Here is a 13,558-nt window from a genome sequence, read left to right as displayed (position 1 = left end):
CACTGATGGCTGATCACGTGGCGGCGGAATTTCCGCCGATCCTGGCGTACGGCACCGAGAAGGCGGGAATCGCCGCGCAGGTCGCGGGGGCGGCGGCCGCGGACGTGGGCGCCGCGATGGCGCAGGCGGTTCCGGTTTTCGGTCTGATCGGTCAGGAATTCCTGGCGGCCTTCGCGGTCGCGCAGGGGAACTTCCTGATGTCGTCGGCGGAGATCGCCGCAGTGCACGCGAATACGGCGACGGCGGCGTACACGGCGGTCGGCACCTACGGCACCAATGAGGTGACCTCGGCGGCGAGCTTCCTATCGACGATGCTGTGACGAGTCCGTCGAATCCGACCGTGCTGGACGGGCTGCGCAGCAGCCCGATCGGTCCTTACCTCGATACACCGGTCACGGATGTGTTGAGCACCATGGGATTGCCGCAGCTGCCGCAGATCCCGCAAATCAGCCTGCCGGATCTGTCGGGGCTGCAGCTACCCACGCTGCCGACCATCGACCCCACGGCGTTGATCCAGCCGGTCACCAGCCTGCTGCAGTCGTTCGGCACCGGGAGCCTGAGCAACAGCAGCTTCAACCCGGCGACCATCATCACGTCGCTGGTCAGTGCGCTGACTTCGGCTACCTCGCAAAGCAAGTCGGCGACCAGCACGCTGATGAACACCTTCAGCGGGGACGCGGCGACCGCCGCTCAGCTCAAGAGCAATGAGGTCGAAGCGCAGAGCGGTACGGTGGCCGCGCAGGGCGCGCAGCAGCATGGCATCCTGCTCTCCGCCGAAGCCATCGTCGCCGAGGGCTACGCTGAAATGTCCGCTCTCATCGCGCAATTCATCGCCCAGGTGACCGCGGCGACCGCGCTGATCGCCACCCCCGCCGGGATCCCATGGCTGATCGCCACCGCGACCGAGACCATCAACGCGGGCCTGGCCATCGCGGCCAAGACCAAGGTGCAGCTCGCGGGCAGCACCGCCGAGATCCTCGAGGCCGGCACGAAGATCATGATCGCGGGCGCGCCCGTCGCGTCCAATATCTCGAACCTGGTGAACATGGTCGGCACCGCGCTGCAGCCCATCTCCAGTGTCGCGCCGACGGTCGCCGAGAAGGTGGTCGAGAAGGGCGCGACGGTGCTGTCCAGCGGCGTCAGCGATCTCAGCTCCGCGCTGACCAGCAACAACAACACCAATACGAACAACAACACCAACAAGACCACCACCACGACGCCCTCGACGACCACCACCAAGACCGACGAGGCCAAGAAGACCGAGAACCCGGACGGCACCAAGACCGACGGTGGCGGCGGCAGCCCGCTCGGCACCATCTTCGGCGGCGGCGTGCCCACCACCACGACGCCCTCGACCACGCTGGGCGCCAACCGGGTTCCCACCGGCGAGGTCAGCAACACCGGCGCCGGAATACCGAAGACCACCACCGAAGCGAATGGCCGCACCACCTCGACCAGTTCGCCGGGCATGACGGGCGCCGGCGCCGCCGGACGCGCGGGCGCCGCCGACGAGGAATCCACCTCGGACCGCTCGGGCCTGGTCACCGGTGCGCACGGCGACGAAGTGGTCGGCGTCATCGAAGGCGTGGTGCTGCCGGTCGTCGGCGCCATCGAGGCCATCGAGGAGCCGCCGGACAAGGCCCTCACACTCTGATTTCGAATTGCCAGGGGACACAGGAGGATTGGCATGAGCATCAACGCATTCGACGGTCTGCGCTTCGACGCCTCGACCGCCCGCGACGCCGCGGCCCAGCTGGACGCGCTCGCCGACCGCATCGCCAACGGGCTCGGTGTGGAACAGGCGAAGCTGGACTTCGCGCCCGCCGGCTCCGACGAGGTGTCGCAGCGCGCCGCGCAGACCCTCAACACGGTCGCCGCGTCCTTCGTGGCCTCCGGCGGCGACGGCGTCACCGAACTGCGTAACCTCGCCTCGACGCTGCGCAGCCAGTTCGACGCCTTCGGCAAGGTCGAGGAGCAGTCCGTCCTCGGCTTCGCCGGCTGAGCGGAGACCCTCCTCGATGCTGGAACCGACGAAACCCGGCTTCACCGAGACGGTTTGGGAATCCAAGCCGCCCGAAGAGCTGGCGCGCGAACTGGTGACGGGCGCCGGGGCGATCCCCGCCGCCGAAGCCGGACTCGCGTGGACTCGACTGAGCGCGGGTTTCGCCGCCGCCGCCGTGGAGTACGAGAGAATTCTCGTAATCCTCGACAGTGCTTGGGAATCCAAGCACAGCGGGCCCTTCATCGAACGCATCAAAGCGCTGCGTGACTGGATGGGGGCCTCCGCCTCCGCGGCCGCCGGCAATGCGGTGCAGGCCGAAACACACGCGGCAGCCTACGAACTCGCGAAACTGACCATGCCCGACGTCGACGAGGTCGAGAAGCTCAAGGATCTGCAGCAGCTGATGCAGCAGCTCGGCCTTGCGGGCGGAATGCCGCTACTGGGCGGACTTGCCAAGACCGATATGGACGCCGACGCCGCCAAGGCGCAGGCGGCGCGGGTCATGCGGACCTATGAGGCCGCCACCGAATCGCTGGCCAAGCCGTGGGAACACCAGGCGCCGCCGCAGGTCACCGCCGGGCTGACGCCTGCCGAAAAACCGGTCGCGCCGGTCGAGGCGGAAGCGCCCGCGGTTCCCACACCGTCGATGCCGAACATCAACCTCGGCTCGCTCAACTTGCCGCCCATGCCGCTGACTCAGGTGCGCGCCACCACCGTCGAGGCCAAGGAAACCACCACGCAACGCGTTGTGACGCAACCGGTTACGGTGCAGCAGAGCGGGACCACCATGGCCCCTGCTCCCATGGGGGGCACCGGCCAGTCCAGCGATGAGGAGCACACGCCGCGGGCCGGGCTCGTCGGCGCGCCCACCAGCGACAACGAACTGGGCCTCACCTCCGGCATGCAGGTCGCGCCCGCCGTCCTCGGTGGCCTCGACCCCGCCGCCCAGCGCGCACCCGTCGACATCGCCTTCAATGCGGGCAGTGGATCCGAAAAGGCGTCCAGCACAGTGGAATCCGGCAGTAGTCAGGGGTCGGCCACATGACCATCCTCACCAACGACGGACTCATCGCGCTAGCCGGCCACCTAGGTGTGCAGACCTTGCCGCTCGTCCTATCCGTCGGGCCACGCCAGGAGACCCACCGGGACTGGCAGGACGCCCAAGAACAGGCCCGCGCCGACCTACGCGCCCGCCGCATCGTCGACGCCCACGGAGACGTCGACACCGACACCGCTACAACACTTTTCACCCTCGCCCAACCGGACCGCGAGCTAGCCATGCGGGTCCACACCGCAGACGGCCAACTACGGGTCTGCATCGCCCGCCGCGCCGACAGCCACGCCGTCGCCATCCGCCGCGGCGACACCCTCGACCTACACCCCCTATGGTCCGACGGCTCCGGCGACTCCCTGGCCCGCCCCCTCCTCGACGCCCTCGGCCCCTGCCCGCCCGCCGATCTCGCCGCCTTCAGCGCCGAATCCGCCGACCTGGCCGAACGCCTCGACACCGCAACAACTTCCGAAGACTACGCGAGCACCGTCTACACCCTCGGCGTCCCCGACACCGACGCCAACGCCTACGGTCTCGCCCTCTCCGCCACCCACTCCTACGCCGAAATCGTGGCCTACGCCTACGCCGACGGCGTCACCGACCGATCGCCCGGAGCCGTCGCGGTCTACGACACCGCACGAGGCCGCATCGTGGCCGCACCGGGCGTCGCCCCGGACCAGCAACTCTGGTCCACGCTGACACCGGGCAGTGATCACCGTATCGCGCAGTCGATCTCGGCTCTGATCGACTCGCTGCCCGGGGGGAGGTGGCTGTCGTGAGTCACCCGTGACTTGCTCGCAGCTGACGCCCCGAACCGGTGATGCCGCAGCGCATCGCCTATCCATTTCCGAAGAAAAGGCAAGGTACAGACGATGGTTGCAAACGAAGCGGAACTCGCGAAGGCCGCGCAGTCGCACATGGCCGACGTTGTCGCGTCGATCAAGGACGTGCTGCGCAAGATCACCGACACGGTCGACAGCTCGAAGAGCGGCTTCGCCGGTGACGCGGCCAACTCCTTCCAGTCCGCTGCGGTGGCGTGGGACGACGAGGCTCAGGCTCTGAACCGTGCGCTGGATGACTTCGAGAAGAAGGTCGGCGCGGGTACCGACGTGTTCGCCAACGTTGACATCACCAACCAGGACGAGTTCTCGAAGGCTCTCACGAACCTCGGGTAGTCGCGCCCCGCCCACTCGATCTTTCAATACTCGCAAAGGAACGAACAATGCTTTACGACAAGAATCAGATGACCCACCTCGTGGAGACTCTTCGGCAGTACCACCGCGACCTCGTCGCGATTGCCGGTGACGGTTCGAGCGCGGTCGACACCAGCAGCGACTTCGGCCAGGCCTACGAGCGTCTGAAGACCGCGTGGACGGACCCGAACAGTGGTGCCGAGAACGGCGCCCTGGAATTCGTCGCCACCGCGAAGTCCTCGTGGGACGCTGCGTACGCGCACAAGTGCCTGTCGACTCTGGACGCTGTGGCTACTGCGGTCGAGAACGCTCTCCACAACGCCCTGCTCGCCGACTCCAAGGTCGGCCAGTCCTTCGCCTAGCGAAGGCGTCGGTGTCGCTCACGACAGCGCACTCCTCCGCTCCGGAGGGTGCGCTGTCGTCGGCTGACGGCCAGTAGTCTGTTTTCCCGTAGTTCCCGGTTCGACGGAGGATTTGGTTAGTGCCAGCCCAATTGACCACCCGTGCCCAGGTCAATGGGTACCGCTTCCTGCTGCGTCGACTCGACCATGCGTTGGTGCGCCGCGATGTGCGGATGTTGCACGATCCCATGCGATCACAGTTCCGATCGTTGATGGTCGGAGTGGTTCTCGGGGTGCTGGTGGTCGCTGGCGCGGCGATCATGGCGTTCATTCGTCCGCAAGGCTCCATCGGCGACGCGAACATCGTGATGGGTAAGGACAGCGGCGCACTATATGTTGTCGTTCGGGATAAGGACGACAAGAACAAGATGACCTTGTATCCGACGCTGAATCTCGCGTCGGCACGGTTGATTTCGAACACGAGTGAGTCGCCGAAGTCGGTCAAGGACAGCAAGCTCAATTCAGTTCCGCGTGGCCCGATCCTCGGTATTCCCGGCGTGCCCGCGGCTCTGCCCGGAACGGGGCAGGGCGAGCGCTCACAGTGGACTTTGTGTGACAAAGTGCCCTTGTCGGCTTCGGGTGGCGCGGCGTCGTCAGCGGGCGCTGAGACGACCGTGATTGCCGGACGTTTGGAGCTCAGTGACCGCATCAAGGCTGTGGGCACGGACTCGGCGGTCTGGGTGAACAGAGCCGGTAAGGACTATCTGATCTACGACGGCAAGGTAGCGGAGTTCGATCGGTCCAAGGACTCGATCGCGCAGGCGCTCGGCCTGAGCGGAAAGCGGTCCCGGCCTGCTACAAGCAATCTGGTCGGTGCGGCGGTTAGCGTCCCGCCTCTGGTTCCCCCGACTATCCCGCGCATGGGGGAGAACGGGCCCGGCCGGCTCAGCAGCGTGCCGGTCGGCGGCATCATCAAGGTCGCGACACTGGATGGTTCGGATCGGTCGGACCTATATGTGGTACTCGCGGACGGCGTACAGCGCATCTCCGCCTTCACCGCGCAGGTGATTGGCTCCAACAACTCGCAGGGCATGAGCGGCTTCAAGTCCGTGACGCCGGATGTGCTGAACGGTGTGCCGGTGCTGCATTCGCTGCCTGTCGATGACTTCCCCGATGTCACGCCGAAGCTAATCACCGCGGAGGACAACCCGGTCGCCTGTGTCACCTGGGCGAAAAAGAGCGGTCTCGGCAGGGAGCAGCAGGATGCCACCGAAGGCCCCTCGGACCGGGCCACGGTTCAACTGTTGCTCGGCACGCGTCTGCCACTGCCGGAGTCCCAGCGCCCGGTCGATCTGGCCACCAAGGACGGAGCCACCGGTGACCGCGTCGATACGGTCTACGTGGCGCCTGCTACCGGTGAATTCGTGCGGACGACCGGAATCGAACCCGGTAGCCAGCGGCGCGATAGCCTCTTCTATATTGCGGACAACGGAATTCGTTATGGCGTACCGGATCTCGCGACCGCCCAGACGCTAGGGCTTGGTACAGCACCGCATTTGGCTCCATGGGAGATCATCGGTCAGCTCGTTCCCGGCCCGACGCTGTCCAACAAGGACGCGTTGAAGAACTGGGATACGCTGCCGGGTCAGTAGTGAAAGTCCGGTCGAGGGCGACCGGACCTGGCTACCTGACGCCTTTTCGCAGAATCGGCACCAGCTTGTCGAGCAGAATCTGTTCGGAGCTGTCCGACCATTGACGAATCGCAGCGACGGCTGTCGGGTCGTCGAGAACCAATACCGAGGCCTTGGTCGACGTGATGGCCTCCGGCAGATTTACCAGACCGCCACCGCCCGCACTGCTGTCGCTGCGGACCGCGACCAGATAGCCACTGGTGAGGTACGACAGTGCTTTGTACTGGGCATCCGACCCGGACTGGACGGGGCGAGGGTTCGGTTCATCGCCCTCCTTGAGGAAGTTGGGGTTGTAGGAGAAGCCCAAGTCCTCCAAAAACTTCGTCTGCGGGCCAGGCTTCAACTGGATGTCCAGGGTCGCGGAGTATCCACCGCTCTTTCCCGAGATGTCCATGACAACGATGGATTTCCCGAGGAACGCGGGGTTTTGTGCTCGAGCATCCGCGATCGGGCTTCGAGTCGCCGACGCGGACGAGTCGTGCTGGGTAACCCAGACACCGGTGCCCGCGGCCAGGGCTACGACGGCTGCGGCCGCCCCGCCGATGAGCCAGGAACGCTTGCGGGTGCCGGACTTCGCCGGCACGGGGTTGGTCGGCGCAGATGCCGGGGCGGCGAGGAGGGGGCGGTGGTGTGGAACTGTTTCCATGGACAGCCCCGAGACACCGTATTCGAGCGCCGACTTCAGCGCCGTCGTGAACTCATGGCAGGTGTCGAATCGGTCCGCGGGGTTCTTGGCCATGGCGATCGCGATGACGTCGTCCACGGCGGTGGGCAGGGTGGAGTCAACCGCGGTTGCTCGAGGTTGCGGTTCGTTCAGGTGTCCCATCATCACGACCGCCGGTTGCGTTCCTGGATAGGGATTCTGGCCGGTCAGCAGTCGGTAGAACGAGCAGGCGAGGCTGTAGATATCGGCGCGGTGATCGAGTCGCTCTCCGCTCAATTGCTCCGGCGAGGCATAGGCGATGGTGGCGACGAAGCCACCGGCCTGAGTCAGTTCATTGGTGTCCTCGGTGGACTTCGCGACGCCGAAATCGGTAAGCAGCACCCGTTCTTCGCCGTTGTCGCTCATGGACAGCAGGAAGTTCGCGGGTTTGACATCCCGGTGCAGCAATCCTCTCCGGTGTGCGTGGTCGAGACCCCGGCCCACCTCGGTGACGATGTGCAGTGCGCGCCACGGCGTGATCGACCGTGGATTCTGTTCCGCGGCGGCCGCCGCGTCGATGCCGTTCACGTACTGCATCGCGATCCAGAGCTGGTCATTGTCTTCGCCGCGGTTGTAAATCGCGACGATGTTCGGATGATCCAGGGCCGCAGCCAGATTCGCTTCACGTTCGAAGCGGGCCCGGTACTCTGCGTCCCGACTGTACTGCGGGCTGAGCACCTTGAGCGCGTCCCAGCGGGGTAGTTCCGGATGCTTGGCCAGATACACCGTGCCCATGCCTCCCGCGCCGAGCACACGCTCGATGCGGTACCCGCGGATGATGGTGCCTGGTCCGATGGTCATCCTGATTCCTTACGTGTACTGACTGTTGACCAACAGGGCGTACTGCGCGGCGGCGCGCTGGCTGACGTCAGCCAGCTGCAACCCGGCGACACGTGCGACGTAGCGGCCGTAATGAAGAGTGCAAATGAAGCGGTCCGACCGGTCCCACGCGTCTTCCTGGTCTATGCGATGGGGTTTCACGGTCTTGGTGGTCTCGGTGCAGGTCGTATCGGGAATATCTGCCGGCTTATCGGGAGCCGTGGTTTCTGCGTTCGTGATACCGGCCCAGAGGGCAGCAGCAGCCTTGGCGTCGCGTGCGCGCAGTAGCAGTGCGCCGTTCCGGGTAGTGGCGGTGCTATCCACACCATTGCCTTCGAGCAGTGTTTTCCATCTGGCTTGATCGTCGACGTTGTGAAGGAACCCGCGTGGTGCGCGAGTGACCTCGTTCTCCGCGTGTGGGTACGGGAAGGTGCCGGGATGCAGGGTGCGGCGCAGCATGCCTTGTGGGTCGTAGTCCAAACGCAGAACATCTCGAGGGGACAGCGCAGGCACCTGGTCGAGAAGCGGTTGCTGCGCCGCGAGGATCTTCTCGGTCAGACTCTTCAATCCGGCGAGCTCGGGATTCGGCTGCTGTACGAAGACGGTGACGACATACTGCCCGTGTGCCAAAGTCGTTCCCATCGACGGGACGCCAGGGCGCCAATGCGACTTGGCGGCGGGTTGTTTGTCGAGGGTTACGCGTTGGTTCTGGTCGGGCGCTACGTCGAAATCGGCGGCCTCCATCTGTTCAGCCGCTGTCGACGCCCGCTGTTTGTCCGGGAACTGAAGGACGGTGACGCTGAAGGAGGTGGCATCGGGTTCGGGCTTCATGTGGCCGAACGGGCTGTAGACCAGGAAGCTGTTTGGATCACTGACAGTGGACATCGGTTTGGTGCTCGCGGATGCGGCATAGCCGAACATCATGTTGTTTCGCTCCGCTACGGGCTCGGCGACGCTTGACAGCACGAGTCCGAGCCCGATGGAGACATCCATGGCTTCGGAGAGAACGCCGTGGGTGAAGGTCGGATCGACATCAGGTCCGGTTACGACGGCATCGCCCAGCCGGCCGATCGCGAGGTCCAGCCCGCTGCTTGGCGAATGGGTATATGACGCCCGGACTTCGAGTGGATCGGTGGGATAGCTGCCTACCGAGAGCTTCCGAATATCGAACTCGCCTGCTTCAGGCGTTCCGGCAACTGTCCCACAGCCAGCAAGTACCGCTGTGGTCACGAAGAGAGCTACCACACCGAGCGCGCCTCTGGCGCAAGGGCGGTGGGCGTCCAGGATCCTCATCACAACAGTTCCTATCTGCTATTGACCAGCATCGCGTACTGGGCCGAGATCCGTTGATACACATCCTGTTTCTGTGTGGACCAGACCTCGGCCGCATACTGCCCATAGGCGGCCAGGCAGCGGAACGGGGGTTCGGTGCGACTCGGACCGCGATACTCAACGCAGCGGACCCCTGGCAACGCTGGTGGAGAGTCGATTCGGCGCTGGAACTTGGTGGACGCCTTGTCGGTTATGTATGACTCGGCCGCCGCGTAGTCACGGACCCGCACCACCTGGCCCGCGCCATAACTCACCGCATCCGCACCGGCCTTCTCGAACCGCGACCGGGCAGTATTGGGGTCTTCTTCCGCAAGCAGCGCGCCATGTGCGTCGAGAGTTCCGTCGAAGGCGAACGCTGTCATGTCACCGTCGGGGCGAATCAGCGTCATGCGGAGCATCCCCTGCGGATCCAACGGAAGGTCGCCAAGTTTGTCCGCGGGTGTCGGCCGGAACTCCTTCAACCGATCGGCGACGACCGCGGTGGCCTTGTCCGACAGGGCAACCAAGCCCGCCTGATCGGACTCTCCAAGGGTTGATTTCTCGTGGTTGATCGCCAGCGCAAGAACAATGAACTTGCCGGTGGGGTACCACGATGCCAGTGCCTGGTACTTCGGCAGCCATGCGATCTGGGCAGTGGGATACGCGGTCGAGTGAGTGGGCTCGGTTCCCTCGTTCTTGCCGAAGCCGCTGCGTGCAAGCGCAGTCGCCGCCGCGGCAGCGGAGGTGTCGCTCTCGAATTCCATGACCGCGGTCTTGATTTCGTACGAGATCGTCGGGTCGTCCTCCGACCTCGCTCCGGTCTGGAAGCCCGCGACGAATCCCGGTGTATTGGTGTCGAACTCGGTCCGATTGAGCCAGCCGAAGGCGGCATCGTTCCCAGCGATTTTGTCGGCCAGGAAGCTATCGCCGTTGGTGAACGGGTTCACATCGGGAACGTTGTACTTCAGCGCCGGATCAATATCCTGGGCCAAGGGCATGAAGTTCCCGATCCGGAGAGCTTCGAGATATCGGCCGATCCGTGCAGGATCATTGGCTTTCACGTTCCGGGGCTTCGTCGAGTAATTGCCAGTATCGAGCTTGCTCAGATCGACTGCCTGCTCTTCAGCGGCATGTGATTCCGACCCGCACCCCGCGCTCACCAGGACCGAAATCGCCAGCGCTGCGGCCGCGGCCGCGCGCACCCCCAGACGGGCCGACCGTAGTCGGCCATGGCCATGACGCATGTCGAAACATCCCCCCGGTACCGAATTGCCTGTTGTGCCGTGCTTCTGGTGTGCAGAGTCTACTGGGAGGTTCGGTGTGAGGCGCGCCATGGTGAGGCGTTGCCGCGCTCGTTGAGAGTGATCCGGCGGTCAGGGCCGGTTGAACAACCCGCTATTGATACCGGCGGTGAAGGCGGCCCATTCGTCGGGTGTGAAGATCAGGGCTGGGCCGGTGGGGTTCTTCGAGTCGCGGACGCCTGTCTTGCCGCCTTCGAGGAAGGCGACCTCCACGCATTCTCCGCCCCCTGAGCTGTAACTGGACTTGAACCACTGGCTGGCGTGCGGCTCAACGCTCACTCTCGTGCCTCCTGGCTATCTCTCTGACCATGTCGCGGCTGGGTTGAACGTCCAGGCTCGCCTGGTGGAGTCTCTGGAACGCCTGGCGGAATTTCTCTACGTCCGTTCGTTTCTCGAGGTAGGCGCTACCTGCGTAGCCCTCGCAGTAGACCTGCGCGGGGTCCACTGGCCGTTTGCCCTGTGTGTCACTGGCGAAGTCCATGATCGTGAACGGCGGCACCGCCATTCCGACGGGGAGACCTGCCTGATAGTGCATCACGCGGAGATCGATGTTGGCCTGGCTGCTCAGGTTCGCGATGTGGCGACATTGTGCCGACATCACTCGATTGCCCCCTACGACCGTTCGCAGTGCGTTCTCGTGCAGGACGATCGACATCCTGGTTGGTTTGTGTGAGCGCGTGAGAATGCACTGCCGCTGCACGCGGATCTGGATTCGCCGCTCGAGTTCGCGCTCGGTGTCGTCGGGGAAGTAGAGCCGGTCGAGTGCTCGCGCGTAGTCGGCGGTCTGGAGCAGCCCGTGCACGATCAAGGGTTGAAAGACGGTCAAGGCCGTCGCGCCGGACTCCAACCCGACAAACAGGTTGGCCCAGGCGGGGATCAGATCGCTGTAAGCATGCCACCACGACTTGGCGGGGACCTGCGCAGCGAGCCCCCTCGCGACGGCGGTCGTGTCCTCGTCGAGCCCGTATGCCTCGCAGATCGCCAAAATATCAGTGACTCTGATCTTCTCGGTCTCGCCCCGCTCGAGTCGGCTCAGGGTGGGCCGACTCCACTGCACCAGGGCTGCGGCCCGTTCGAGGTTCATCCCCGTCGCCGACCGTGCGTCCCGTAGCAATCGACCGAGCTGGCGGCGCGGCAACGTGGTGTCGGTGTCCTCCGGTTCGTTCGCCATGCGCCTGCCCTCTCATCAGGTTCCGTCATTGTTCTTGGAGTGAGAAAAGCGTAGGCGTGTCGTGAGAAGCAACCTGGGGTTTCGCGCCAATTTCGCGGATCGACTCGCCGTGGCTTTCCGCAGGCCCCGTCCGGCGCATCGTTTCGGCATCGGGCGACAACCGTTCGCTCCCAAATCGGCTCGAATCGTCGGGGAGGTCGTAATGGCTTGGGACACATGGGCACTGCTGTCGATACTCAGCCTCTGTCTGGCTACCATCTGCTGGTCCGCGTGGGGCTTCTACCGCGACAGTCGTCGAAGTGGCGATGCCCGCTTTCTCAGACTCGCCTACGTCGACGGCTCGAGGTATATGGAGGTCCCGGCGAGTGGCGGGGTCGGCCGCCGCCACCGAGCCCAACATCGGGCGGCGTGATCCGATGCCGTCCACCTCGTCTCGCCTCAGTCACCATCGGCTGCCGGTCTCCGGCTTGATGCAGTCCTCGAACGGGGTCAAGCTTCTGCTCCGGCCGCACCGCTTCTGTATCGAAGGCGTTGGCTGCCAACCGAACTCCTGCAGCGCCCGCAAGCAGCTCATCGAGATCGCTCGGCAGGCAGGTTGGCCATGGGTGGCTGATCTGCCGGCATCCGAAATCGGTGTGGATGATTGAGGGTTCGGCTGAGGCCGGCCGATCTGATCACCGATTCAAGTCTCTCGTGGGGCGAGCGAGCTACGTGATAGATACGTGGAGACCATCGCTCCACGAACATATTACGTCTCGCGGCTGCTGCTGGCGGCAGCCGTGTGGCGGGATCGTCACTGCGAACGTAATACGAAGAAGAAGGCACATATGAAGACGATCGCCGTGGTCGGTGCAACCCTCGCTTGCCTGTGCGCGACTGGGCTGACCGCACCATCGGCTTCGGCCGACGTCACTTCCAAATATGGATCGTTCACAGTGGTTGGTGAGGATCTGCGCGTAGGTTCCACCTACACCGTCTACGTGGAAGATCTCCGAGGGTATCCATCGGTAGGTCTCGTGGAAAAGGAGGCCAACGACAACCAGACGGTCGACAGGCTGGTCCATCTCGGCCCCGTCTGGGGCTTGAAGATCTCCTGGACTCCACGTACGGCGGGCGTAAGGACACTCATCTTGTCCTCTTCCGGCCATGCCGATGGACCTGCGATCGACTGGGTGCGTGTCCGCGTCCGCTAGGACCACGGACCGTGTACAGCGCCGACTGAGATGTCCGCAAATACCGCGTGCCCCGCTAGCCATGGACTTCGCCAGATTCGACGCGCCGCCGGGGCGGCACGCCGGTGTCGGCGATAGTCTGGCGTCTGATCGCCCCAGTCGGCCGGTGTTGTCCCCGTAGGGTTAGGAGGTGACCGCCGTGCATGAGTCACTCATGACGACCGAGGAGTTCGAGGAACTCGCCCGGGTGGCCGGTCGTATCGCGGAGGGTGTGCGACTCGAGTTCATCAACGGGCAACTGGGGGCCAAGGCGATGCCGGATGGGGATCATGCCCGCATCATTCAGTGGCTGATTCGGATCTTCGTGATTGCCCGACCGGAACTGTTTCTGACGCCCGAGCAAGGGTTGCGGGTCGAGAGGTATCGCAAGGGCCGGGCCCGGCCGGATGGGGTCCTCGCTGGTGCCGATTCCTTTGTCGGCCAGGGTGAATGGGCTGATCCCACCCCGGTGTTGATGGTGGTCGAGGTGACTTCAGACGATCAGGACACGGAACGCCGTGACAGGCAGGAGAAACCGGGGGCGTATGCCGCCACCGGGATACCCATATATCTGCTGATTGATCGGGACTCGTGCGAGGTAACCGTCCACAGCGACCCGAATGAGGCTCGCTATCGACGTGTCCTCACCGTTCCCTTCGGTGCGGCTATCTCGCTGCCCACTCCAGTGGGAATCGAACTGGACACCACCCCGCTCATGGATTGGGTCCGCTGACCCTCGGACTGCCTCCGCCGGATCGAGTGGC

16 protein-coding genes are annotated in these 13,558 nt (G+C 64.6%); 11 read left to right on the top strand and 5 right to left on the bottom strand.

Annotated elements, in window-relative coordinates:
- Window positions 1-5 precede the first annotated feature (5 nt).
- The 8 genes from ABZ382_RS15695 (at window position 6) to eccB (ending at window position 6,239) form a co-directional block, all read left to right on the top strand.
- Window positions 6-320 carry a hypothetical protein gene (locus tag ABZ382_RS15695; RefSeq protein WP_357088998.1) on the top strand — a complete coding sequence of 105 codons (315 nt, stop codon included), beginning with the start codon at window positions 6-8 and terminating at the stop codon, window positions 318-320.
- The gene (locus ABZ382_RS15690; RefSeq protein WP_357088996.1) at window positions 317-1,654 is read left to right on the top strand and encodes a hypothetical protein; all 1,338 of its coding nucleotides are present in this window, start codon (window positions 317-319) and stop codon (window positions 1,652-1,654) included. Before ABZ382_RS15695 ends, ABZ382_RS15690 begins: the two co-directional genes overlap by 4 nt.
- Window positions 1,655-1,687: 33 nt before the next feature.
- A complete protein-coding gene (locus ABZ382_RS15685; protein ID WP_357088993.1) occupies window positions 1,688-2,002 on the top strand; it encodes a PE family protein in 315 nt (104 codons plus the stop codon).
- Window positions 2,003-2,018: 16 nt separating this feature from the next.
- The gene (locus tag ABZ382_RS15680; RefSeq protein WP_357088991.1) at window positions 2,019-3,047 is read left to right on the top strand and encodes a PPE domain-containing protein; all 1,029 of its coding nucleotides are present in this window, start codon (window positions 2,019-2,021) and stop codon (window positions 3,045-3,047) included.
- On the top strand, window positions 3,044-3,832 hold the full coding sequence (locus tag ABZ382_RS15675) for an ESX secretion-associated protein EspG (protein ID WP_357088989.1): 789 nt from the start codon (window positions 3,044-3,046) through the stop codon (window positions 3,830-3,832). The genes ABZ382_RS15680 and ABZ382_RS15675 overlap by 4 nt, the downstream gene beginning before the upstream one ends.
- 93 nt (window positions 3,833-3,925) lie before the next feature.
- Window positions 3,926-4,228 carry a WXG100 family type VII secretion target gene (locus tag ABZ382_RS15670; protein ID WP_357088986.1) on the top strand — a complete coding sequence of 101 codons (303 nt, stop codon included), beginning with the start codon at window positions 3,926-3,928 and terminating at the stop codon, window positions 4,226-4,228.
- A gap of 47 nt (window positions 4,229-4,275) precedes the next feature.
- Window positions 4,276-4,608 (top strand): hypothetical protein, encoded by a 333-nt coding sequence (locus ABZ382_RS15665; RefSeq protein ID WP_357088983.1) that lies wholly within the window; start codon window positions 4,276-4,278, stop codon window positions 4,606-4,608.
- A 131-nt stretch (window positions 4,609-4,739) separates the two neighbouring features.
- Window positions 4,740-6,239: a type VII secretion protein EccB gene (gene eccB / locus ABZ382_RS15660; protein WP_357088981.1), complete on the top strand. Its 1,500-nt coding sequence runs from the start codon at window positions 4,740-4,742 to the stop codon at window positions 6,237-6,239.
- 31 nt (window positions 6,240-6,270) lie between these two features.
- Here eccB and ABZ382_RS15655 read toward each other — a convergent pair whose 3' ends face one another.
- The 5 genes from ABZ382_RS15655 to ABZ382_RS15635 form a co-directional block, all read right to left on the bottom strand.
- Window positions 6,271-7,782: a serine/threonine-protein kinase gene (locus ABZ382_RS15655; protein WP_357088978.1), complete on the bottom strand. Its 1,512-nt coding sequence runs from the start codon at window positions 7,780-7,782 to the stop codon at window positions 6,271-6,273.
- 9 nt (window positions 7,783-7,791) lie between these two features.
- On the bottom strand, window positions 7,792-9,093 hold the full coding sequence (locus ABZ382_RS15650; protein WP_357088975.1) for a hypothetical protein: 1,302 nt from the start codon (window positions 9,091-9,093) through the stop codon (window positions 7,792-7,794).
- A gap of 11 nt (window positions 9,094-9,104) precedes the next feature.
- On the bottom strand, window positions 9,105-10,313 hold the full coding sequence (locus tag ABZ382_RS15645) for a hypothetical protein (RefSeq protein WP_357088972.1): 1,209 nt from the start codon (window positions 10,311-10,313) through the stop codon (window positions 9,105-9,107).
- Window positions 10,314-10,484: 171 nt separating this feature from the next.
- The gene (locus ABZ382_RS15640; protein ID WP_357088969.1) at window positions 10,485-10,691 is read right to left on the bottom strand and encodes a DUF397 domain-containing protein; all 207 of its coding nucleotides are present in this window, start codon (window positions 10,689-10,691) and stop codon (window positions 10,485-10,487) included.
- Window positions 10,681-11,583: a helix-turn-helix transcriptional regulator gene (locus tag ABZ382_RS15635; RefSeq protein WP_357088967.1), complete on the bottom strand. Its 903-nt coding sequence runs from the start codon at window positions 11,581-11,583 to the stop codon at window positions 10,681-10,683. Before ABZ382_RS15635 ends, ABZ382_RS15640 begins: the two co-directional genes overlap by 11 nt.
- A gap of 365 nt (window positions 11,584-11,948) precedes the next feature.
- Between ABZ382_RS15635 and ABZ382_RS15630 the strand changes: the two genes are divergently transcribed.
- The 3 genes from ABZ382_RS15630 to ABZ382_RS15620 all read left to right on the top strand — a co-directional run bounded on the left by ABZ382_RS15630 (window position 11,949) and on the right by ABZ382_RS15620 (window position 13,527).
- Window positions 11,949-12,230 carry a hypothetical protein gene (locus tag ABZ382_RS15630; protein ID WP_357088965.1) on the top strand — a complete coding sequence of 94 codons (282 nt, stop codon included), beginning with the start codon at window positions 11,949-11,951 and terminating at the stop codon, window positions 12,228-12,230.
- Between the two features lie 75 nt (window positions 12,231-12,305).
- Complete coding sequence (locus ABZ382_RS15625) at window positions 12,306-12,776, top strand: hypothetical protein (RefSeq protein ID WP_357088963.1); 471 nt, start codon at window positions 12,306-12,308, stop codon at window positions 12,774-12,776.
- 169 nt (window positions 12,777-12,945) lie between these two features.
- Entirely contained in the window at window positions 12,946-13,527 is a 582-nt protein-coding gene (locus ABZ382_RS15620; protein ID WP_357088961.1) for a Uma2 family endonuclease, read from the top strand.
- The last annotated feature ends 31 nt before the right edge of the window (window positions 13,528-13,558 follow it).

The organism is Nocardia sp. NPDC005825 (assembly GCF_040630175.1).
GTDB lineage: Bacteria > Actinomycetota > Actinomycetes > Mycobacteriales > Mycobacteriaceae > Nocardia.
Note: the sequence above shows the minus strand (reverse complement) of the source record. Positions and strands in the feature narration are given on the sequence as shown.

Excerpts from the sequence above, each read along its gene's own strand:
- ABZ382_RS15670 (WP_357088986.1), top strand. The coding sequence starts at position 3,926 with ATGGTTGCAAACGAAGCGGAACTCGCGAAGGCCGCGCAGTCGCACATG.
- ABZ382_RS15695 (WP_357088998.1), top strand. The coding sequence starts at position 6 with ATGGCTGATCACGTGGCGGCGGAATTTCCGCCGATCCTGGCGTACGGC.
- ABZ382_RS15675 (WP_357088989.1), top strand. The coding sequence starts at position 3,044 with ATGACCATCCTCACCAACGACGGACTCATCGCGCTAGCCGGCCACCTA.
- ABZ382_RS15635 (WP_357088967.1), bottom strand. The coding sequence starts at position 11,583 with ATGGCGAACGAACCGGAGGACACCGACACCACGTTGCCGCGCCGCCAG.
- ABZ382_RS15685 (WP_357088993.1), top strand. The coding sequence starts at position 1,688 with ATGAGCATCAACGCATTCGACGGTCTGCGCTTCGACGCCTCGACCGCC.
- ABZ382_RS15650 (WP_357088975.1), bottom strand. The coding sequence starts at position 9,093 with ATGAGGATCCTGGACGCCCACCGCCCTTGCGCCAGAGGCGCGCTCGGT.
- ABZ382_RS15680 (WP_357088991.1), top strand. The coding sequence starts at position 2,019 with ATGCTGGAACCGACGAAACCCGGCTTCACCGAGACGGTTTGGGAATCC.
- ABZ382_RS15665 (WP_357088983.1), top strand. The coding sequence starts at position 4,276 with ATGCTTTACGACAAGAATCAGATGACCCACCTCGTGGAGACTCTTCGG.
- ABZ382_RS15655 (WP_357088978.1), bottom strand. The coding sequence starts at position 7,782 with ATGACCATCGGACCAGGCACCATCATCCGCGGGTACCGCATCGAGCGT.